The following is a 19,301-nucleotide window of genomic DNA, read 5'->3' on the forward strand; positions in this document are numbered from 1 at the left end:
CGCCGTCAGATCCGCTGCAGGTAGGTGCGGGTTTCCCAATCGGTGACCACCGACTGGTACTCGTGACACTCGCGACTCATGTAGTCGAAGAACGTTCGGTGAAAGTCCTTGCCGAACGTGCGTTGCGCCAGGTCGTCCGATTCGAATGCCGCCAGCGCGCGCTCGAATGTGTTCGGCAGAGCCATATCCCGCAGCTCGGCCGGGTCCAGCTTGTACGTGTCGACGTTCAGCGGTTCACCGGGATCGAGCTTGTTCTCGATGCCGTCGAGGCCCGCCGAGAGCGCCATCGCGATCCCCAGGTAGTAATTCACCGCGGCATCAGCGGTGCGGACCTCGAGGCAGTGCCGGTTCACCGGCAGCCGGCACATCAGCGTCCTGTTGTTGTTCCCCCACGCCCGATAGATTGGCGCCCAGGAGATTTCGTCCATGAAGCCCTTGCTGGTGAACCTCTTGTAGGAGTTCACGGTCGGGCAGGTGACCGCGGTGATGGCCTCGCCGTGAGCGAGGACGCCTGCGGTGAACTGCCGCGCTAGGTCGCTATAGCCCCCGCCGTCGCCCGCCGCGAACACGTTGCGGCCCGACGCGGCGTCGGCAAGGCTGATGTTGATGTGCGCGGCCGATCCGAAATCGTCTTGGAAGGGCTTCGGCATGAAGGTGGCGATGCAGCCCAGTTTGCGCGCGCAGTGCTTGGCCATCAGGCGGAATATCACCATCCTGTCGGCCATCGTCAGCGCGTCGGCGTAGTTGAAGTTAAACTCGTACTGACCGTCGCCGCCCTCGTGGTCGAATGAGTACAGGCCCCACTCCAGATCGGCCATGTACTGGGCCATCGGGTCGAGAAAGTCCCGCGCCAGGATGGTCGCCTCGAGGTCGTAGCCGCGCGTCGGCTCGTTGAGCCGGTCGCTGGGAACCAGTGGCTCCCAACCGGTTTCCGTCTCCCGGATGACGTAGAACTCCGGTTCGATGCCGACGTTGGCGACGAAGCCCATGTCCGCTGCCCGCTCGACCTGCTGGAGCAGCACATTGCGGGAGTCCTGCGAATAGAGCTCGTTGTCCAGCTTGAGCGTGGCCGGGGCGAGCGCGATCTGCGGATCCCACGGCAACACGACCAGGCGGTCGAGGTCGGGGAAGCCCTGGCATTCGTCTTCATGCGGCCCGAGCTCGCCCATGCCCTCCAGCGCACCCACTGTGTAGAGCTCCGAACCGTTAGCCATCGACTCGAGCGACGTCACGGGGACACATTTGCTCTTCGGGACGCCATGGATATCGACGTAGAAGCCGAACACGTATCGCACTCCTTGTGCCGCGAGTGTCGTGGCCAGGTCGGCGGCGGATGCCATGGGCGATGTCCCTTCGTAGGTCGATTTATGGCATCTAAACACCGCTATAAGTCGAATACAAGCATTCACAACGCAGAAATCGACGAAAATCGTTTCAACGACGTAAAGCGACGGTCCAGCCGCGCGCGCGGGAGCCACGCGCTGCATGCCCTAAAACGTTGCAGCGCTTGGGATCAGGTCAGTGCGACCAGCCTGCTGCGTTCTGATCGTCGAACGTGCGGTCGATGCGCTCGAAACGCCGCCGGATCGAGTCCCGCGCCGCGCGGTGCGGTAGCACGTAGAGGCGGTTGGCCAGGACCGCGTCGGCCGTCAGCCGCGCCACGTCGTCGACGGCGAGCACCGAGTCGTCGGTGGGATCGGAGGCGAGTTGCTGAACCGACTCCGCGGCCGACGGCGTGGCCGGACCGTAATCCGAACTGCGAACGCGTTCGGTGTTGGCCAGCAGGTTGGTCTCCACGATCATCGGGCACAGCACCGTTACCCCGATGCCGTTCGGCCGGACCTCGCGGGCCAGGGTTTCGGCGAGCGCGACGACGCCGTACTTCGCCACGCAGTACGGTCCCAGCCCCACATTGGGAATCAATCCCGCGAACGATGACGTGAACACGATGTGACTGTCGCCGCCTTGGGCGATCAGTCGCGGCAGGAACGCCTCGACTCCATGGATCGGGCCCCACAGGTCGACGTCGATGACGAACCGCCAGTCGTCGTGGCTGGTTTCGGCGATCGGGCCCGCGTAGGCGATGCCGGCGTTGTTGAACACCACGTGCACTTCGCCGAAGACGCGGAATGCCTCGTCGGCGAGGTTGGTCACGTCGTCGAGCTTGCGCACGTCGCAGACGACGCCGTGGGCGTCGACACCGTCCGCGCGCAGCGTCGACACCGCACCGTCCAGCGCGCCCCGGTCGATGTCGGCGATCATCACCCGCGCGCCGCGACGGGCGAACTCTCGCGCCGTGGCGAGGCCGATGCCGTTCGCTCCGCCGGTGATTACTGTTGCGCGTCCTTCGAAACTGTCCACGCCGCGAACACTACGGCTTGTCCGGGCCCGGCTCTCCCAACTTGCGGCGGATCGCGCCCCACGGGTCGGCGTACTGCCCGGGTTGCTTCCAGTAGGCGCCGCGCCGCTGCAGGACCGCCCGGATGAGGGGGGCGAAGAACGGCAGCACGTACCGCGTCCATCCGGCGTTTGCCCGCATCTCCGCGAGCATGTCTGGCCACGAATGATGCTGGAACTCCAGCGCTTCCTGCGCGCGCGTGGTGTCCATCCACTCGGTGACGAACCAGTCGTCGTCGTTGTCGGGGTTGCCCGGCCGACCCTTGGGCAGACCGCCTTTGATCCCGCGCGCTTCGGACAGCGCCGACCCGACGTCGCTGTACTGCATCTTGTGCGAGTCGTCACCGGCGATCAAGAGGATCTCGCCGACGACATCGGCGGTGGTCGCCGCGGCGAACGCGAACGCGACATCGCGGACGTCGACCATGTGCACGTGGTTGTCGGCGGGCAGGGCGCTCTCGATGTAGGCGGCGTCGGCGTCGAGCGGCATGGCAGACGGGTCGACCGACATCACGCCACCGAGTCGGAGCACGACCCAGTCGAGGCGCGATGACCGGACGATCCGCTCGGCCTCGATCTTGTGCGCGCTGTAGAGATCTGACGCCGTCATCGGTTCATCCGCGCGCAGTGGCGCGGTGAACCGATGGGGGTTGCGCGCGCCGAACACCGCATTGCTCGACGCCTGCACCCATCGCGGCGGCGACGGCTGTGCTTCGGCGATGCGGACAAGAGTGGCGGTCGCATCGACGTTGACGCGTCGCGCGAGTTTCGGGTTGCGGTAGATCGCAGGCGGAATGATCGCCGCCAGATGGATGATCGCCGCCGGAGCGACGTCTGCGACGAGGCGCTGCGCCTGCTGCGGGTTCGTCAGGTCGGCCCAACGGGCCTCGGCGCCGGTGGGCAGCTTGGCGGCCGCTTTGCGATTCGCGGGCGTATCGAGGTCGGCGGCGACCACGCGGCGGCCGTCGGCGGACAGGCGCTTGACGGTTTCCGAGCCCACGAGTCCGAACCCCCCCGTGACCAGCACTGTGTCAGGCAAATGTGCTCCTAGCTGCGGATATGGTATTCTCTTTTCGCGAGAGTAGCATACTCAGATTCCGGGGGAACGACTTGGGGAACAGGTCAGGCATGAGCAGCAGCGGGGTGGACGAGCCAGAGACCGCCAAGTGGGACCCGACGTTCACTCGGCAGATCGCCAGTCGAGTGGGGCCTTTGGTCAAGCGGTACTTCCGCGCCGAGGTGCGCGGTCTGGAATCGATCCCGAAGGCCGGTGGCGCGCTGCTGGTCTCGAACCACTCCGGCGGCATGTTCACGCCCGACGTGCTGATCTTCGCGCCGGCGTTCTACGACGCGTTCGGATTCGATCGGCCGGTGTACACGCTGGCGCATTACGGCGTGTTCATCGCCAACGTCGGAGACTGGTTGCGCCGTGCCGGAGTCATCGAAGCCAGTCGGGAAAACGCGGCCAAGGCTTTGCGCGACGGCGCCTTGGTATTGGTGTTCCCCGGCGGGGATTACGACTCGTACCGGCCCACATTCACTGAGAACGTGATCGACTTCGCCGGCCGCACCGGCTATGTCAGAACCGCCATCCAAACCGGTGTGCCGATCGTGCCGATGGTCTCGATCGGCGCGCAGGAGACCCAATTGTTCCTCGCCAGAGGTGATTCCATTGCCCGCCGGTTGGGTCTGACGAAGGCGCGCATGGAGATCTTGCCGATCAGCTTCGGCTTTCCGTTCGGATTGTCGGCGATCTTCCCGCCGAACCTCCCGCTGCCCTCGAAGATCGTCACGCGGGTACTCGATCCCATCGACATCACCGCAGAGTTCGGTGACGAACCGGACCTCGACGAGGTGGATTTGCACGTCCGCGCGGTGATGCAGCAGGCGCTCGACGAACTCGCCCGCGAGCGCCGGTTCCCGGTACTGGGTTAGCCGCCGGCCTTCGCCGGGGCCATGGCGGTGTCGACGGTTCTCGCGTCGGCCAGTCCGCACGCGCGGCGGATCTCGCCGAACGCGTGGATCATCGCGTCCGTCGCCTCGTGTGTGTCGTTGAAGGTGCGGTCGTCGGACAACACCGCGATGTCGAGTTGGTCGACGTAGCTCCAGACCGTCATGTTGAATGCACTGGCTGCGGAAAGCACGCCGACGGAATAGATTTCGCTCACCGGTGCGCCGCCGATGTGCCCGCGCTGACGCGGCCCCGGCACGTTGGACACCGCGACGTTCATGATCTTGTTGCGCGACGCGCGTTTCGACTGCCATCGGAACAGGGCTGGAGTCAGCGGCGGCGGCAGGTACTCCATCAACCGACCGTGCAGACGGGGTCCCAACAACTCGTTGTCTTCCTTCGCCCTGCTCGCCGCGAGGGCGGTCATCTTTACCCGCTGCAGCGGATCGTCGATGTGCACCGGCAGCGACACGGCCAGGCCGCTGATCTCATTGCCGGTGATCCGGTCAGGGGAGCGGTCGGTGCTGACAGGTACGGAGGCGAGGATGGGCTGATCCGCCCGCCCGTCATAGCGGAGCAGCAACTCGCGCAGGCCGCCTGCTGCCATCGCCAACACGACGTCGTTGAAGGTGACGCCGAGGTGTTTGGCGGTCTCCTTGACGTCGGCCAACGACAGCGATGCCGTTGCGAATGTCCGTGCGGGGGAGACGATGTGGTTGAGGAACGTAGGCGGGGCCTTGAACATCTTGGCCATCTCGCCATCGTCATCGCGCTCGCGTGCTCTTCGGCGGACCCGCGCTGCCCCTTGCACCGTATCGCGCAGCAGCGCGGGTAACGCCGCGATGTTGCGGAAGTGATCGAGTTGCGCTGCTGCGAGCAGCTGCCGGTTATTGGGCGCATCGCAGACGGGGAAGTCGTCGTTCTCGTCCTGAGTCGAACCAGCGAGATCCATCAGCCGCGCCAGCAGGTTCGCTGATGCGACGCCGTCGGCAAGCGTGTGGTGCACCTTTCCGATGAGCGCGAACCGGTCGTCGGTCATGCCTTCGGCAAAGTGGAATTCCCAGAGCGGTCGACGGCGGTCCAGCGGGGTACTGGCGATGGTGCCGATCACTTGGTCGAGTTCGCGTCGGCGGCCGGGCGCAGGGACCTGAACGCGCCGCAGGTGGTAGTCGAGGTCGACGGGACAGTCCTCCAGCCACATCGGATGGTGCAGCTTCAACGGGATGTCGACGAGCCGGTAGCGCAGCGGGTCGAGCAGGTGCAGCCGCCGCGCGATGGTGCGCCGGAACACGTCGAAGGTGAATTCACCGTCGAACTCGGCGGCGTGCACGATCGCAACCTTGAGCGTGTGCGTGTGCAGGTTCGGCGTCTCGCTGTACAGCAGCATGGCGTCCATGCCGTTGAGTCGCTTCATGTTCCACCCCCATGCTCTATCGAAGCACTGGAGCCACGATCGTTCGGGCGGTTTCGGGCGAATGGGCGTTACCCAGCGATGGCAGCCAGGGCCGCGCGGGTGTCCAGGTCGGCGAACGCCGCCGAGTATCGCTGCGCGAATGCCAGGCAGATGTCCGGTCGTTGCCATGCGTCGCCGCCCGACAGCGTCGCGATCCAGATCGCCAAGCCGTGTGCGACTGAGGCGCGGTACCGCAACCACACCTCGTCGGCGCTTGGCATCTGCTCGGCGGGCAGTTCGAGCGCGCCGCGGTACTCCTCGAGGAGTTGTCGCTCGCCGGCGCGACGATCCTCGATGGTCAAGGCGCCCTGCAGGAAGTAGCCCAGATCCAGTGACGCGATCTGCCGATGTGCGGATCGCCGTGGAGAAGCGTTTGAGGAGATGTCGTCAGCGTGCTGATGTAGCGCGCCCAGATGTCGACGAAGAGTTCTGTCCCGTTGAGCGCGGTGATTTCGGTAGGCACGGTGTCGCCCAGTCGCTCGTGAGCGATGTGCAACGGGGCGTACTGCAGACCGTCGAACGCCACAAACGGCTCTACCCATTCCAAGGCCGGATTCCGCGTGACGCGGTCACCCCAGAACTCGCTGTGCATCCTTGCGAGCCCGCGCACGCCGCTGGCCACCTGGTCGACGGTCATCGGCCTCGTCGAATCGCGCGGATCTGCCCCGCGAGTGACGACATCTTCCATGATCATCAGGAAGTCGCGGTGGTCCTCATCGATGATCGCCGTGTACACCTGCGGATGGTCAAGCGGCAGAGCGACTCTCGACGTGAACAGTCGCGGCTCGTGATACAGGCCGCTCGTCAGCGCAACCAGATCGGCGTGCTCGGGGTCCACGGCCTTCGCGAACACCGTCGCCGGCCCCGCCAGGAAAGTGCTGCGCCAGCGCCGCCGTCATCCATTCCGCAGTGATCTCGTCCCATCCCTGCGTAATGGACAACTCGGCCGTCGTCACTTCAGGCAGCTGCCGCCGTCGACGGGCAGGGTGACACCGGTGATGTAGCGGGCTTCGTCGGAGGCCAGGAACAGTACGGCGTTGGCGATGTCTTCGGGTTCGACCCAGCCGATCGGAAGCGTGTGCATCAGCTGGCCGACGACCTTCATGTCGTCGGGGCCTGGGTTCTCCAGGTCCGGACGGAACAGCTTCATGGTGGGTTCATTCATGAACAGCGGCGTGTTCACATTGGTCGGGTGCACGGAGTTGACGCGGATGTTCTGTGCGCCCAGTTCGACGGCGAAGGTGCGCATCAGGCCGACCACACCGTGTTTGGCGGCGACATAGTGGCCGGTGTGGGGGTACGCCTTCAGGCCGCCGACCGAACTGGTCAGGACGATCGAGCCGCCGCGGCCGCCCTCCAATATGTGGGGGACACCGGCTTTGACGGTCTTCCATACACCGCCGAGATTGATGTCGATCATGGCGGTCCAGTCGGTTTCGCTGGTCTTGTCCAGTGTTTGGCCGCCGTTGCCGATGCCGGCGTTGGCCACGATGATGTCGAGGCGGCCCAGTTGTTCGACGCCGGTGTCGACGGCGGCCTTCAGCGCGTCGTAATCGCGCACATCGACTTCGGCGGTGTAGATGCGCCGGTTGTGACCCTTGACCAGGTCGGCGGTCTCAGCCAAGTCTTCTGGAGTGGAGGCCGCGATCAGGTCGACCGTGTCGATTTTCTTGCAGATGTCGACGGCGATGATGTCGGCGCCCTCCTGCGCGAGTCGTACCGCGTGCGCGCGGCCCTGCCCGCGCGCCGCACCGGTGATGAAAGCGACCTTGCCTTCTACACGTCCTGCCATGTGTCTGTCGTCCTTTTGGTGGTTGTTGTTGACGGTTTCAGGAAACGAACGTGGGCATGGATTCCCAGCCGCGGACAGCAGTCGTCTGCGACGGACGAGCGTTGGCCCAGTCGACCTCCCAGCTCGGGAACCTCTTGAGGATTTCCTCGAGTGCGATTCGGCCCTCGAGACGTGCCAGTGCGTTGCCCATGCAGAAGTGTGTCCCCGCACCGAATGTCATGTGCGCGTGCTGCTCTCGATGGATGTCGAACACGTCGCCGTTCGGCGGGAAGCGGCGGTGGTCGCGGTTGGCGGCGCCGACAAGCATCAGCATCGCGGAGCCTGCTGGCACGGTCTGTCCGTAGTACTCGACGTCCCGGGTGACGTAGCGGGCAATCTGCAAAGCAGGCGGCTCCCAGCGCAGGATCTCTTCGACCGCTTGGGGAATCAGATCGGGATTCTCCGCCAGGGCACGACGTTGGTCGGGGTGCTCGGCCAACGTCTTGCCCGCCCAGCCGATCAGCCGAGTCGTGGTTTCCGACCCCGCAGTCGCGATCACCGTCAGGTACATCAGCAGTTCGTCACGGCGCAGCCGTCGCACGGTGCCGGTCTCGTCGGTGAATTCGACGTTGAGCAGGTCGGTCATGATGTCGTCGGACGGGTGCTCAGTGCGGTAGTCGATGAACTCGGCGAACACCTCGCCGGTGGCCAGCAGATTGACTTCCTTGCTCTGCAGCGTCGCTTCGCCATGGTCTGTCACTCGACGCTGATCTTCTTCCGGAATGCCCAACAACATCCCGATCACCCGCATCGGCATCTGCTCGCCGAGGTCGTTGACGAAGTCGAAGCGCCCGGTGCCCACCAACGGGTCAAGGCAGCGGGCGGTGAACTCGCGGATCTGCGGTTCCAGGGCGAGCACCTTGCGCGGCGTGAACATCCGCGACAGCAGATTGCGATGGATGTTGTGGATCGGCGGATCCTCGAAAATCAGTGTGCCGGGCGGGATCTCCATTCCGGACTTGATGATCTCGAGCAGCGCGCCGCGGCCGGAGATGAACGTTTCGTGGTCGATCACGGCCTTGTTGACATCGTCGTATCGGCTCAACGCATAGAAGTCGTGCTTGGCGTTGTAGTACAGCGGCGCTTGCTCGCGGATGCGGGCGAACACCGGATACGGATTCATGTTGAGGTCGACGCTGTACGGGTCGTAGTACAGCTCGTCCGCTGTGGCGGCGTGCTGCACGTCGGAATTCTCCGCACTGATCGTCACGGTGTTGCCTTTCGCTGCGTTCCGGGGGCGTAAGACATATGTACTGTATTTGTCTCACAACTCTGGCACCGCGTCCCCGCGGGTGTCAATAACAGACTCCTTTTCCGCAACTTAAGCTCTCCGCTTAGAAGAATCTGCTTCTCCGCAGGGTGAGCAGGAATTGTGCTGCGCCGCAACGATTTCGCCTATTCGCCGGGGAAACGCAGTAGGGCTTCCTGGCCATAGGAGGCGACCAGTATGCCGTCCGCGGTCAGAATGTCGCCTCGGCCGAAGCTGCGCCCGTGCGCCAACACCGGGCTGTGCTGCCGCAGCAGGAACCAGGAATTCGTGCGGAAGGGGCGATGAAACCAGATGGTGTGGGACGTGACCGCGGAGGTGAACGACGTTCCGTTGCCGCGCTGGCCGACCCCGGCCATCGGGCGCAGCGCAGTGCCGATGAGCGTGAGGTCGGTGCTGTAGGCGGCAAGCGCCTGCGCAAGTTCCGCGTCAACGGCGGGCGTGCGCATCCACACCTCGAACTCCGGCGGACCGGTCGTTGTGGCGTCGAGATCGACGGTCGTCCGGCTTTCCCACGGGATGAGGTCGAGCGCGATTTGATGCTCCGAGCCGAGGACTTCGGGTGCGTCGGAGACGGATTGGCGCGACGGGCCGTCCTCCACGACGTGCATGCAGACCGACGATGTCGCGACGACTCCGCGGCTCTGCCGGGAGGTGATGGTCATGGTGGCGAAGGAGCGGCCCTCGTGGTGGCGGGTGGCCTGATAGCGGACGGGTTCGTCGGCGGCGCCTTCCCGAGCGAACACCGCGTGCTGAGACTTGACGACCTTGTCCGGACATACCGTCGACGCGATCCGGATGAATTGTGCGAGCAGTTGCCCGCCGAAAATCCGATGGTATTCCAGCCGCTGATTGCGGCCCTCGAACTCGGTGACGCCGTCGTCACCGGTGATCGGCTCAAGATCAAGGCACGCGAGCAGATCGGACCAGAGATCGGACACGCACGCCAGTGTAAGCCCGATTCTACAACTGTGAGAATGTAATTCTCGCGCTAGCTGGCGGCGAATCCGTGGGAGCAGAAGTCCCAGACTTCGTCCGCTGTGATCGGGTGGCCGGCGCCGTCCTCGGGCTCGCCGCTGTGCTGCGAGACGAACATCACTGTCTGCATCGTCATCGCGGCCATCCGCTTGGGGTTGATGCCCGGGCGCAATTGGCCGGCCTCGGCCGCCGCTTCCATCAGCTCGGTGAGCAGCGCCAACAGCGGTGCGTGCGCGATGTTGACCTCGGACGGATGGGAGACCAGTAGCCGGGGCGCGAAGTCGGTGAACAGTGGCCGCTTTGCCGTTGGGTCGGGTCGCGATGACTCGAACAGCAGCTGGACGGCGACTTTGAGGCGTTCGAGGGGGTCTTTCTGGCTCGATGTGGCAGCCCGAATCTGATCGGCGGAGCGGCTCAGAGCGTCCTCGAACAGCGCGAGCAGCAGCTCGTGCTTACCGTCAAACTGCAGGTAGAAGCTGCGCAGGGACTGGCGCGAACGGTCGACGACCTCTTGGACGGTGAAGTCGGTGCTGCCCTTTTCGATGATGATCGCCTGGGCGGCGTCGAGGAACCGCTGAACGCGCTGTGCGGCCCTGAGCTTCGCCGTCTTGATCGATCGCTCGACCGCGCGTTGCTTCCAGGCGGGTTCTTCGCTGGGACTGGTCACCGGCGACTCGGATCCAGGCCGATTGGGGAGAACATGCACTGACTGTACCGGAGAACGCCTTGCCATCGCGGTCCTCGACCCCCTCGCGGTTTACGTGCCAGAGATTGTAACTTTCTCATCATGAGAATAGTATTCTCATTTTGGAGATAACAGTAGCCTTTGCTTTTTTCTTCCCAGGAGCGCCGTGTGCAATTGACCTTCGACGCTGACGTCGAGGCCTTCCGCGCGGAGTTCGTGGCCTTCCTGGACGAGCACCTTCCTGCAGAGGCCGAGGCGCTGGAGCGGTCGCGATCGAGCAGTCACGTGCCGCAATGGGCGCGGCGCTGGCAACGGTTGATGTTCGACCACGGCTGGCTGTTGCCCGGCTACCCACCCGAGTTCGGTGGCCGAAACGCCTCGTTGTTGCAGCAGTACGTGCACCAACAGGAACTGGCACGTCGCCGCATGTATCTGACGTTCAACCCGCAGGGCGTCGGCATCATCTCCGCGTCGCTGATCTCCTTCGGTACGCCCGCACAACAACAGCGGTGGGCGGTGCCCATCCTGCGCGCCGAGATGACGGCCTCGCTGGGGATGAGCGAACCCGGGGCGGGCTCCGATCTGGCGTCGCTGCGGACGCGGGCCGAGCGAGACGGCGACCACTTCGTCATCAACGGACAGAAGGTGTGGACGTCGGGTGCGCACGACGCGGATGTACTGCTGACTTTTATTCGCACCGATCCGAATGCCGCCAAGCACAAGGGGATCAGCGCACTGATGATTCCGACGGACCTGCCCGGTGTGGTCCGTCGACCGTTCGCGTCCGCGTGCGACCGCGACGATCTGGACTTCAACGAGGTCTTCTTCAAAGACGTGCGGGTGCCCGCCGAGAATCTGGTCGGACCGCTGAACGAGGGCTGGCGGGTGGCCAGCGGCTCGCTGGGGCACGAACGAAACATGTTGTGGCTGAGCTACGCCGACCGACTGCAGGAGTTGGTTGAGGACTGCCGGCCGTGCACTGCCCTCGACCGTGACCACTACGCCACCCTGGTGATGGACAACCAGGCATTGCGATTGATGGGGTCGATCGCATTGGCTCGCGCGGCGCGCGGTGACGAAGATCCCGCCGCACTGTCGGTGCTCAAGCTGTTCGGGTCGGAAGCCTCACAGACAGCATCCGAACACGCGTTGAGCGCCTCGGGCGCTGACGCTCTGGTGCATCCCGCCATGTCGGGCCCGTATAGCGCGCACCATCTCGACCTGTACCGCAGCGGCTGGTTCGAGCGCTACGTCCGGTCATTCGGCGGCACCATCGCCGGAGGAACTTCGGAAATCCAGCGAAACATCATCGCCCAGCGAGGGCTGGGCTTGCCCCGAAATTGAGGAACGACCGTGTACATCGACTATGAGGTCGCCGATCGCATCGGCACCATCACACTGAACCGGCCTGAGGCTGCCAACGCGCAGAATCCGGAACTGCTCGACGAACTGGACGCCGCCTGGACCCGCGCCGCAGAAGATCCCGACGTCGCGGTGATCATCCTGCGCGCCAACGGAAAGCACTTCTCCGCAGGACATGATCTGCGGGGTGGCGGGCCGGTGCCGGACAAGATCACGCTCGACTTCATCATCCAGCACGAAGCCAAGCGGTATCTCGAGTACACCCTGCGTTGGCGTAACGTCCCCAAACCGTCGATCGCCGCGGTCCAGGGCCGGTGCATCTCAGGTGGTCTGCTGTTGTGTTGGCCGTGTGACCTGATCATCGCTGCCGACGACGCGCAGTTCTCCGACCCGGTGGTGCTGATGGGCATCGGCGGCGTCGAATATCACGGGCACACTTGGGAATTGGGGCCGCGCAAGGCGAAGGAGATCTTGTTCACCGGCCGCGCAATGACAGCCGAAGAGGTGCTGAGCACCGGGATGGTCAACCGGGTGGTGCCGCGGGCCGAGCTCGATTCGGAGACCCGCGCGTTGGCCGAGCAGATCGCCAAGATGCCGCCGTTCGCGCTGCGCCAGGCCAAGCGCGCGGTCAATCAGACCCTCGATGTGCAGGGGTTCTACGCGGCCATCCAATCGGTTTTCGACATTCACCAGACCGGCCACGGCAACGCGCTGAGTGTCGGCGGTTGGCCGGTGTTGGTGAACCTCGACGAGATGAAGGCCAACATCAAATAGGCCGCCTCTCCCGCCGAGCGACCCAAGAATGTACGCGCTTACCGGCGTGTCGCCGCACAGACACGGTCACCCGCGCTCAGGAGTTACAGCTCGGCCAGCCTTGGTGCCGAACCGCGCGCCCGCAGCCCGGCCCCGGCTCGACGGGTGAGTTCCTTTGCGCTGCCGAGCAATCCGTCGATCACTAGCGCCCGCTTCACGTGCCGGTGCAGGTCATGCTCAGCAGTGAAGCCGATGCCGCCGAGCACCTGCTGGCAGTGTCGGGCAGCGGTCAATGCGGCCTTACCCGCGGCCGCCTTGGCCAGCATTGCGCTCAGGTCGGGACTTTCTGTGCCCGGCAGGATCAGCGTCGCTTCTGCGCCCTCGATGGCCACCAACGTCTCGGCCAGCCTGTGCCGGACCGCCTGAAACGAGGCGATCGGCCGGCCGAACTGAACCCGGTCGAGCGCATGCTGGCGGGCCAGGCTCAGCATCGCCCTCGCCGTGCCGACCAGCCACCAGCCCAGCGCCCGCCGAGCTTCGCCCATCCGCATCAATTCGCCGTCAGGCACACGTCGTAGCGGCAGCCCGCCAAGTGTCGAGTCGACGTTGTTCGACCGCTCCCACACCACCCAACCGCCGCCGGCGTACGGCATGGGCGGTGTCCCGCCGGGCAGACCGCCGATGGTCTCGAGCAGCACGTCGTTGACAACCGAGGCGTGCGAGCCGGTTTCGCCGAGCAGCCGGAACACCAGCGGAATCGCGGTGTCCGGCATATCGGACAGCATCTGAGCCCAGCCCATGTCGGCCAGGGCGGCATCCAGGTCGGTGCCGGACGCTGAGAGCATGGTCTTGCGCAGTCCGTCCTCGAGCATGTCGAGCGATTCGCGATCTATTCCGGAGGCCACGCCTACTCCTTCCCGAGATCCAGCAGTCGGCGGGCGATGATGTTGCGCTGCACTTCGGCGGTGCCGCCGTAGATGGTGGCCGCTCGTGAGTACAGATATTCGGTGCGCCATGGGGTTTCGTCGAGTTCCACGGCACCGGGCAACAGATCGCGCACGGTGTCGAAGAGTCGCTGCTCTGCGCTGGCCAGCAACACCTTGTCGATCGAGGTGTCGGGACCGAGCTTGTGGCCGTCGCCCAGTCGGTGCTGGGTGGCCCTGGACCGGCAGCGCAATGTGTGCAGCGCCAGATACGTCTCGCCCAGATCCGAATCCACGCTCTGGCCTTGGCGTTTCACCTCCTCGATCAGCGCATCGAACCGGGAGTATAGGTATGCGATGCGCTGCCAGAAGCACGTCGAGCGTTCGTAAGGCAGCAGATCCATGGCCAGTCGCCAACCGTCGCCGGGGTTGCCGAGCATCCGATTCGCGGGAACCGCCACATCGTCGAAGTACACCTCGCAGAACTCGTCGACGTCGTGCATGGTGCGCAATGGGCGCACCGTGACGCCGGGACTGTCCAGATCGACGAAGAACGCGGTGAGCGCCTCGTGGTTGGGGGTGCCCGCGTCACCGGTGCGGGTCAGCAGGATGCACCGGGTCGCGTACTGGGCGAAGCTGGTCCATACCTTCTGTCCGTTGACAATCCACTGATCGCCGTCGTGGACGGCGCGGGTGCTCAGCGACGCCAGATCGCTGCCGGCGCCTGGTTCAGAGAAGCCTTGACACCACGTTTCCTCGCCGGACAGTAGCCGCGGCACCATCTCGGCGGCCAGTTCTTCTCGCGCGTAGTCGATCATCGTCGGGGTCAGCACGTCGAGCATCGAATACGGCCCGGGATGGTCGATTCCGCGTCCGACGATCTCCTCGCCGACGATGGCGCGCAGGATGTCGGGGCCGCCCAGACCACCTGCCGATTCCGGCCAGCCGTACCGCATCCAGTCGGCGTCGTACAACGCTTTCAGCACGCGGAGGTGCTGTGCCTGGTGCGCATCGAGGGAGTCATCACCTGGCGGGGGAGTGAGGTCGTTCTCGTCGAGCCACATTCGCAGCGCGGTGCGGAATGCGGCGGGGTCGGGGAGGTCGGTCATCCCGCCTCCGGAGCCGCACCGGCGGCGACATCAGGCTCCGGCCTGCCGATTGCGTGCGGGCGGCCGGAGTCGTGGTCGCCGCTGCGCCGAATGAAGGTCATGGCACGGGTTTTCAGACGCCAGCCGTTTCCGGTGCGGACGTAGGTGTCGTTGTAATACCCGATGCGCATGTCGTGCTTGGAGTGTTCGATGAAGCACAGCGGTTGGGTTCCGGTGGCGGCGTCCGGGTTGTCGGGATCGAGGTTGATCAGCGCGGTGCCTGTCATGAACAACCCCTTGGGCGCAGCGTCGACCAGTTCGGGGAAGCGGGCCAGCGTGTAGGTGGAGCCGAACGCACTGTAGGTGCCGTCTGGGGTGAACACCGAAATCAGCCCGTCGATATCCCCCTGCGTGATCGTCACTGCGTACTTGGCGAGGGTCTGCTGGATCTCGACCAGATCCTCAATTCGACTGCTCATGTTTGAAGACCTTACCGCCCTTCATTACAAAGTTGACATCCCGTGTAACGCTGATATCCGCCAGTGGATCGCCGGGCACGGCGATGATGTCGGCGAGGCAGCCCTCGGCGATACGGCCCAGATCCGGCTTGTCGATCAAATCCGCGGCGACGGCCGTGGCGGCGCGCAGCACCGCGTCGGCGGGCATGCCCCACTCCACCAGCGTGACCAGTTCGTCGGCGTTGCGACCGTGCGGGATCGCGGGGGCGTCGGTGCCGACGGCGATCTTCACGCCCGCCTCATAGGCCGTCTTGATCGACGTGCGCGCCTTGGGAAACATCTCGGCGGCTTTGTCCTGCAACTCTTTTGGCGCCTTGGATACGTCCATGGCCTCGGCCAGCCGTCGGGTGGTGACCAGGAACCGGTCGTTGTCCACCATCATCTTGATGGCTTCGTCGTCCATCAGGAAGCCGTGCTCGATGCAGTCGATGCCGCACTCGATGGCATGTTTGACCGCCTCGGCACCGTGTGTGTGCGCCGCAACCTTGAGCCCACGGCGGTGTGCCTCGTCGACGATGGCGCGCAGTTCTTCGTCCGAATAATGTTGTGCGCCAGCCTCACCGGTCAGCGACATCACCCCACCCGAGACGCACACCTTGATCAGCTGCGCGCCGTGCTTGATCTGATAGCGCACGGCCTTGCGGATCTCGTCGACGCCGTTGGCGATGCCCTCTTCGACCGTCAACTCGAGCGCGCCCGGCATGAACGCCGCGAACATCGTCGGGTCGAGATGCCCGCCGGTCGGCGTGATCGCATGACCGGCAGGGATTACCCGCGGCCCGTCGATCCAGCCGGCGTCGATTGCCTTACTCAGTGCGACGTCGAGCAGGTAACCGCCTGTCTTGACGAACAATCCGAGGTTGCGCACGGTGGTGAAGCCCGCACGCAGCGTGCGCCTGGAATTGCCCACCGCGCGCAGCATGCGGGTCGGCGGATCGTCCTGCACCTGGGACAGGCCGGGGTTCTCGCCCCGCCCGCCCATCAGGAGGTTGACCTCCATGTCCATCAGGCCGGGAAGCAGGATCGCATCGCCGAGATCGACGACGTCACCGTCTGCGGCACCTCCGACGCCGACTATCCGGTCGCCGTCGACCCGAACCACCCCCGGCCGGACGATCTCGCCGGCGTCGACGTCGAACAGACCGGCCGCCTTCAGCGTCAGCATGATCGTGCCGAGACTACGGTTGTGGACGAATTTCCGCCGAATTCCATCATAAACCGTAGTTTCGGCGGGGTGTTGTGCACGCTCAGACCACCGGCTCCTTGATGCATGTGATGTATGTTGCGCCACTGTCGAGTACGCGGGGCTGTTTCCACACCTCGATCGGGAACGACACATTCACCAGTGACTGCATCATGTGGATGAGCGCCTTGGCGTCGTCGGGCATGCCGTCCAACGGAAACCTGGCGTCGCAGTACTCCATCACGGCCTCGAGTCGCGGGAACGCGGCGTCGTAGAACTCCTGCATCTCGGCCATGGTCGAGGACAACCGCTTCTGGTAGCGCTCTTCCTCGGTGGGCAGGCACCAGTCGGTGAACCGTTCGAGGTCGGCGAACTCCTCGGGCAACTTAGGCATTGACCGCGTCCTTCTCGCTCGCCTTATTGGTGCTCTGGCCGTTGGTCAGACCCTTCTCCTTCTTGTAGGCGTTCACGTAGTCCCACGCTGTCTTGTGCAGGTGACGCAGCAGGATCTCCTGATCGCACAACGGGAATTCCTTGACCACCCGGGTATTGATCATCGTCTGGGTGGCCTCCAGAGTGTTCGCGTCCTGGAACGCGTACTCCTTGAAGGTGACCGCCGCCAGTTCGTGTGCGAGTCGCTCGCGGGTGTTCGTCGCCGGGACGAAGTACAGCGTGCACTCGAAGATGTGCTTGTCCACGTCGGTGGGCCAATAGTGGTAAGTCAGGTACCAGCCCGGCGCCCACAGCAGCAGCGTGAAGTTCGGGAAGAACTCGAACGAGTCCTGACCCCAGGCGTGATGGCGCGACGGATTGACCGCGGGCGGCAACTCGTCAGGCAGAATCCCTTTGATCTTCGGCCGGTCCCACGGTCCGAACAACCCGCTGTGCAGCACCCGTTCGATGGGCTTCACCATGTTCTCGTCTTTTGGCGGGCTCATTCCGCCCCATGACGAGATCATCGAATGCCGGCCCTTAATGTCGTAGTGCAGGGCCTCGAAGCCATAGCTGGCCAGCTTGTCGGCTTCCTCTTTGACCGCCTGCTTCATGTGCAGGACCGGTGCGTGGTAGAACTCGACGAACGCGTCGATGAACAGCTTCCAGTTCGAGTTGACTTCGGCTCGGTACGAATATGTTTCGGTCATTTCGTGGAAGGGATAGCCCTCCAGGCCTTTCGCGAAGTCGCCGAGATAGTCGACGAGCGGTTCGGCATCGTTGTCGAAGTTGATGAAGATGAAGCCTTCCCATACTTCGCAGCGCACCGGAACCAGGCCGTAGTCGGCCTTGTTCAAGTCGAAGAACTCGCCCTCCTGCTGGACGAAGGTCAGGTCGCCCTTCAAGGAGTAGCGCCAGGCGTGATACTTGCAGGTGAACTGGCGGCACGTACCGGACACTTCCTCGCCCGGGTAGTCGTTCCACACCAGCTTGTTTCCGCGGTGGCGGCACATGTTGTAGAAGGCGCGTACCTCGTTGTCGCCGTCCTTGACGATGATCACCGACGTTCCTACCCCTGCCGACGGCATCTCGCGGGTGAAGTAGCTGCCCTTCTTCGGGAGCCGTTCGATGCGGCCGACGTTGAGCCAGCACCTTCTGAAGATCGCCTGCTGCTCGAGCTTCCACTGCTCCGGGTCGATCGAATCGGTGTAGTCGACAGGCGCGGTGCCGAGCTCCGGCCAGTTCTCTGTCCAGCTACCGGCGGCCGGCTTCGGGAAGAATGCCACTGTTGAACTACCTCTCCTGGTCGGGTTCTACGCCAAAGGTGTTGATGGCCATGGCAAGTGCGCCATAGCAGCCGATCGTGAAAACGAGATCCATCCGCTGGCGCTCATCGAGATGCTCCGAGAGCGACGCCCACGTCGAGTCCGAGATCACCGATTTGTCTTGGAGTTCGTCGACGGCGCGCAACACGGCTTGGTCGAGTCCGTCGGACGCCTCGCCGCGCTGGATACCGTCGATCACCTCGTCGGTGAGTCCGGATTCCTTGCCCATCCGGACGTGGTGGTTCCACTCGTACTCGGACCCGTGCACGTGCGCGACACGCAGCACCGCGAGTTCACGCAGGCGCGCCGGCAGCGTCGACGAGTACAGCAGGTGGCTGTTGAAACGCAGGAAGGCCCGGGTCAGCTTCGGGTGCCGGACGAGCGTGGCCAGCAGGTTGCCCGCGGCTTCGGGATTGCGGCGCTCAGGGGGCAGCAGGCCGGACAGGGCGTGATGGACAGCGTCGTCCCACTCCTCCGCCGGCAGCGGGGGTACCCGCACGGGCCGTCTCCTCTCACTCGCGAGAATCAGGTTCTCATTATTTGCCAATAGGTTTCCACCTTTTCGGCAATTGGTCAATGCGAGCGACCAGAACCGCCGGTCATCGAGGTGCCCGTCCGGGAGCAACGGCGCTGCCTGCGGCGCATGTGCCCGGTTACGGACATTGATTCTCGCTGTACGAGAAGGTAGTTTCCTGAGTTAGAGAACAGCACTGGTCCAACGACGTCCGGTGGGCCCGCGCCCGCAGGCAGGGGACGAGGAGTCGAGTTTATGAATAAAGACGACATGATCCTGATCAGCGTGGATGACCATGTGGTCGAGCCGCCGGACATGTTCAAGAACCATCTGCCGAAGAAGTATCTGGATGAGGCGCCGCGGTTGGTGCACAACCCTGACGGCTCGGACACCTGGCAGTTCCGCGATGTGGTGATCCCCAACGTCGCACTCAATGCGGTCGCCGGGCGGCCGAAGGAGGAGTACGGCTTGGAGCCGCAGGGTCTGGATGAGATCCGGCCGGGCTGCTGGCAGGTCGATGAGCGGGTCAAGGACATGAATGCCGGCGGCATCCTCGGGTCGATCTGTTTTCCGTCGTTTCCGGGTTTCGCCGGTCGGTTGTTTGCGACGGAGGATCCGGAGTTTTCGTTGGCGCTGTTGCA

At 64.4% G+C, this 19,301-nt stretch carries 18 protein-coding genes and 2 pseudogenes; 4 read left to right on the plus strand and 16 right to left on the minus strand.

All coding sequences use genetic code 11. The annotated features are described in order from the left end of the window. Positions 1-5 precede the first annotated feature (5 nt). The 3 genes from A5724_RS28485 to A5724_RS28495 are packed head-to-tail and all read right to left on the minus strand — an operon-like array spanning position 6 to position 3,436. Complete coding sequence (locus tag A5724_RS28485; RefSeq protein ID WP_082965330.1) at positions 6-1,487, minus strand: hypothetical protein; 1,482 nt, start codon at positions 1,485-1,487, stop codon at positions 6-8. Positions 1,488-1,518: 31 nt separating this feature from the next. Further along, positions 1,519-2,361: an SDR family NAD(P)-dependent oxidoreductase gene (locus A5724_RS28490; protein ID WP_067810226.1), complete on the minus strand. Its 843-nt coding sequence runs from the start codon at positions 2,359-2,361 to the stop codon at positions 1,519-1,521. 10 nt (positions 2,362-2,371) lie between these two features. Continuing rightward, a complete protein-coding gene (locus A5724_RS28495) occupies positions 2,372-3,436 on the minus strand; it encodes an NAD(P)-dependent oxidoreductase (RefSeq protein WP_067810228.1) in 1,065 nt (354 codons plus the stop codon). Between the two features lie 89 nt (positions 3,437-3,525). On the opposite strand from A5724_RS28495, the gene A5724_RS28500 reads away from it, so the two are divergent. Further along, a complete protein-coding gene (locus tag A5724_RS28500) occupies positions 3,526-4,332 on the plus strand; it encodes a lysophospholipid acyltransferase family protein (protein ID WP_067810230.1) in 807 nt (268 codons plus the stop codon). Here A5724_RS28500 and A5724_RS28505 read toward each other — a convergent pair. From A5724_RS28505 to A5724_RS28530, 6 genes and pseudogenes are all read right to left on the minus strand, one after another. Further along, positions 4,329-5,762, minus strand: a complete 1,434-nt coding sequence (locus A5724_RS28505) for a wax ester/triacylglycerol synthase family O-acyltransferase (protein WP_067810232.1) — start codon at positions 5,760-5,762, stop codon at positions 4,329-4,331. The genes A5724_RS28500 and A5724_RS28505 overlap by 4 nt on opposite strands. A gap of 68 nt (positions 5,763-5,830) precedes the next feature. Further along, positions 5,831-6,757 (minus strand): annotated as a pseudogene (locus A5724_RS28510) (aminoglycoside phosphotransferase). Further along, positions 6,754-7,593 (minus strand): mycofactocin-coupled SDR family oxidoreductase, encoded by an 840-nt coding sequence (locus A5724_RS28515; protein ID WP_067810235.1) that lies wholly within the window; start codon positions 7,591-7,593, stop codon positions 6,754-6,756. Before A5724_RS28515 ends, A5724_RS28510 begins: the two are co-directional and overlap by 4 nt. Positions 7,594-7,630: 37 nt before the next feature. Then, complete coding sequence (locus tag A5724_RS28520; RefSeq protein WP_232005013.1) at positions 7,631-8,755, minus strand: cytochrome P450; 1,125 nt, start codon at positions 8,753-8,755, stop codon at positions 7,631-7,633. Between the two features lie 272 nt (positions 8,756-9,027). Then, entirely contained in the window at positions 9,028-9,840 is an 813-nt protein-coding gene (locus A5724_RS28525; RefSeq protein ID WP_067810239.1) for an acyl-CoA thioesterase II, read from the minus strand. Positions 9,841-9,890: 50 nt separating this feature from the next. Next, positions 9,891-10,544 carry a TetR/AcrR family transcriptional regulator gene (locus A5724_RS28530; protein WP_197518807.1) on the minus strand — a complete coding sequence of 218 codons (654 nt, stop codon included), beginning with the start codon at positions 10,542-10,544 and terminating at the stop codon, positions 9,891-9,893. A gap of 186 nt (positions 10,545-10,730) precedes the next feature. Here A5724_RS28530 and A5724_RS28535 point away from each other — a divergent pair, with 186 nt between their 5' ends. Together A5724_RS28535 and A5724_RS28540 are read left to right on the plus strand one after the other, a co-directional pair. After that, positions 10,731-11,906, plus strand: a complete 1,176-nt coding sequence (locus tag A5724_RS28535; RefSeq protein WP_067810243.1) for an acyl-CoA dehydrogenase family protein — start codon at positions 10,731-10,733, stop codon at positions 11,904-11,906. A 9-nt stretch (positions 11,907-11,915) separates the two neighbouring features. Then, positions 11,916-12,698 (plus strand): enoyl-CoA hydratase, encoded by a 783-nt coding sequence (locus A5724_RS28540; RefSeq protein ID WP_067810246.1) that lies wholly within the window; start codon positions 11,916-11,918, stop codon positions 12,696-12,698. 83 nt (positions 12,699-12,781) lie between these two features. On the opposite strand, the gene A5724_RS28545 is transcribed toward A5724_RS28540, so the two are convergent. The 7 genes from A5724_RS28545 to A5724_RS28575 all read right to left on the minus strand — a co-directional run bounded on the left by A5724_RS28545 (position 12,782) and on the right by A5724_RS28575 (position 18,645). Beyond that, positions 12,782-13,549, minus strand: a complete 768-nt coding sequence (locus A5724_RS28545; RefSeq protein WP_067810292.1) for an acyl-CoA dehydrogenase family protein — start codon at positions 13,547-13,549, stop codon at positions 12,782-12,784. Between the two features lie 35 nt (positions 13,550-13,584). After that, positions 13,585-14,709, minus strand: a complete 1,125-nt coding sequence (locus tag A5724_RS28550) for an acyl-CoA dehydrogenase family protein (protein WP_067810249.1) — start codon at positions 14,707-14,709, stop codon at positions 13,585-13,587. Next, on the minus strand, positions 14,706-15,167 hold the full coding sequence (locus A5724_RS28555) for a nuclear transport factor 2 family protein (protein WP_067810251.1): 462 nt from the start codon (positions 15,165-15,167) through the stop codon (positions 14,706-14,708). The genes A5724_RS28550 and A5724_RS28555 overlap by 4 nt, the downstream gene beginning before the upstream one ends. Further along, the gene (locus A5724_RS28560; RefSeq protein ID WP_067810253.1) at positions 15,151-16,371 is read right to left on the minus strand and encodes an amidohydrolase family protein; all 1,221 of its coding nucleotides are present in this window, start codon (positions 16,369-16,371) and stop codon (positions 15,151-15,153) included. The genes A5724_RS28555 and A5724_RS28560 overlap by 17 nt, the downstream gene beginning before the upstream one ends. 82 nt (positions 16,372-16,453) lie before the next feature. Then, entirely contained in the window at positions 16,454-16,783 is a 330-nt protein-coding gene (locus A5724_RS28565; protein WP_067810255.1) for a hypothetical protein, read from the minus strand. After that, positions 16,776-18,107: an aromatic ring-hydroxylating dioxygenase subunit alpha gene (locus A5724_RS28570; protein ID WP_067810257.1), complete on the minus strand. Its 1,332-nt coding sequence runs from the start codon at positions 18,105-18,107 to the stop codon at positions 16,776-16,778. The genes A5724_RS28565 and A5724_RS28570 overlap by 8 nt, the downstream gene beginning before the upstream one ends. 7 nt (positions 18,108-18,114) lie before the next feature. Then, complete coding sequence (locus A5724_RS28575; RefSeq protein ID WP_067810259.1) at positions 18,115-18,645, minus strand: carboxymuconolactone decarboxylase family protein; 531 nt, start codon at positions 18,643-18,645, stop codon at positions 18,115-18,117. A 270-nt stretch (positions 18,646-18,915) separates the two neighbouring features. Here A5724_RS28575 and A5724_RS28580 point away from each other — a divergent pair. After that, positions 18,916-19,301 (plus strand): annotated as a pseudogene (locus A5724_RS28580) (amidohydrolase); the annotation flags it as partial.

The sequence above is a fragment of the Mycobacterium sp. ACS1612 genome (genome assembly GCF_001667505.1).
GTDB lineage: Bacteria > Actinomycetota > Actinomycetes > Mycobacteriales > Mycobacteriaceae > Mycobacterium.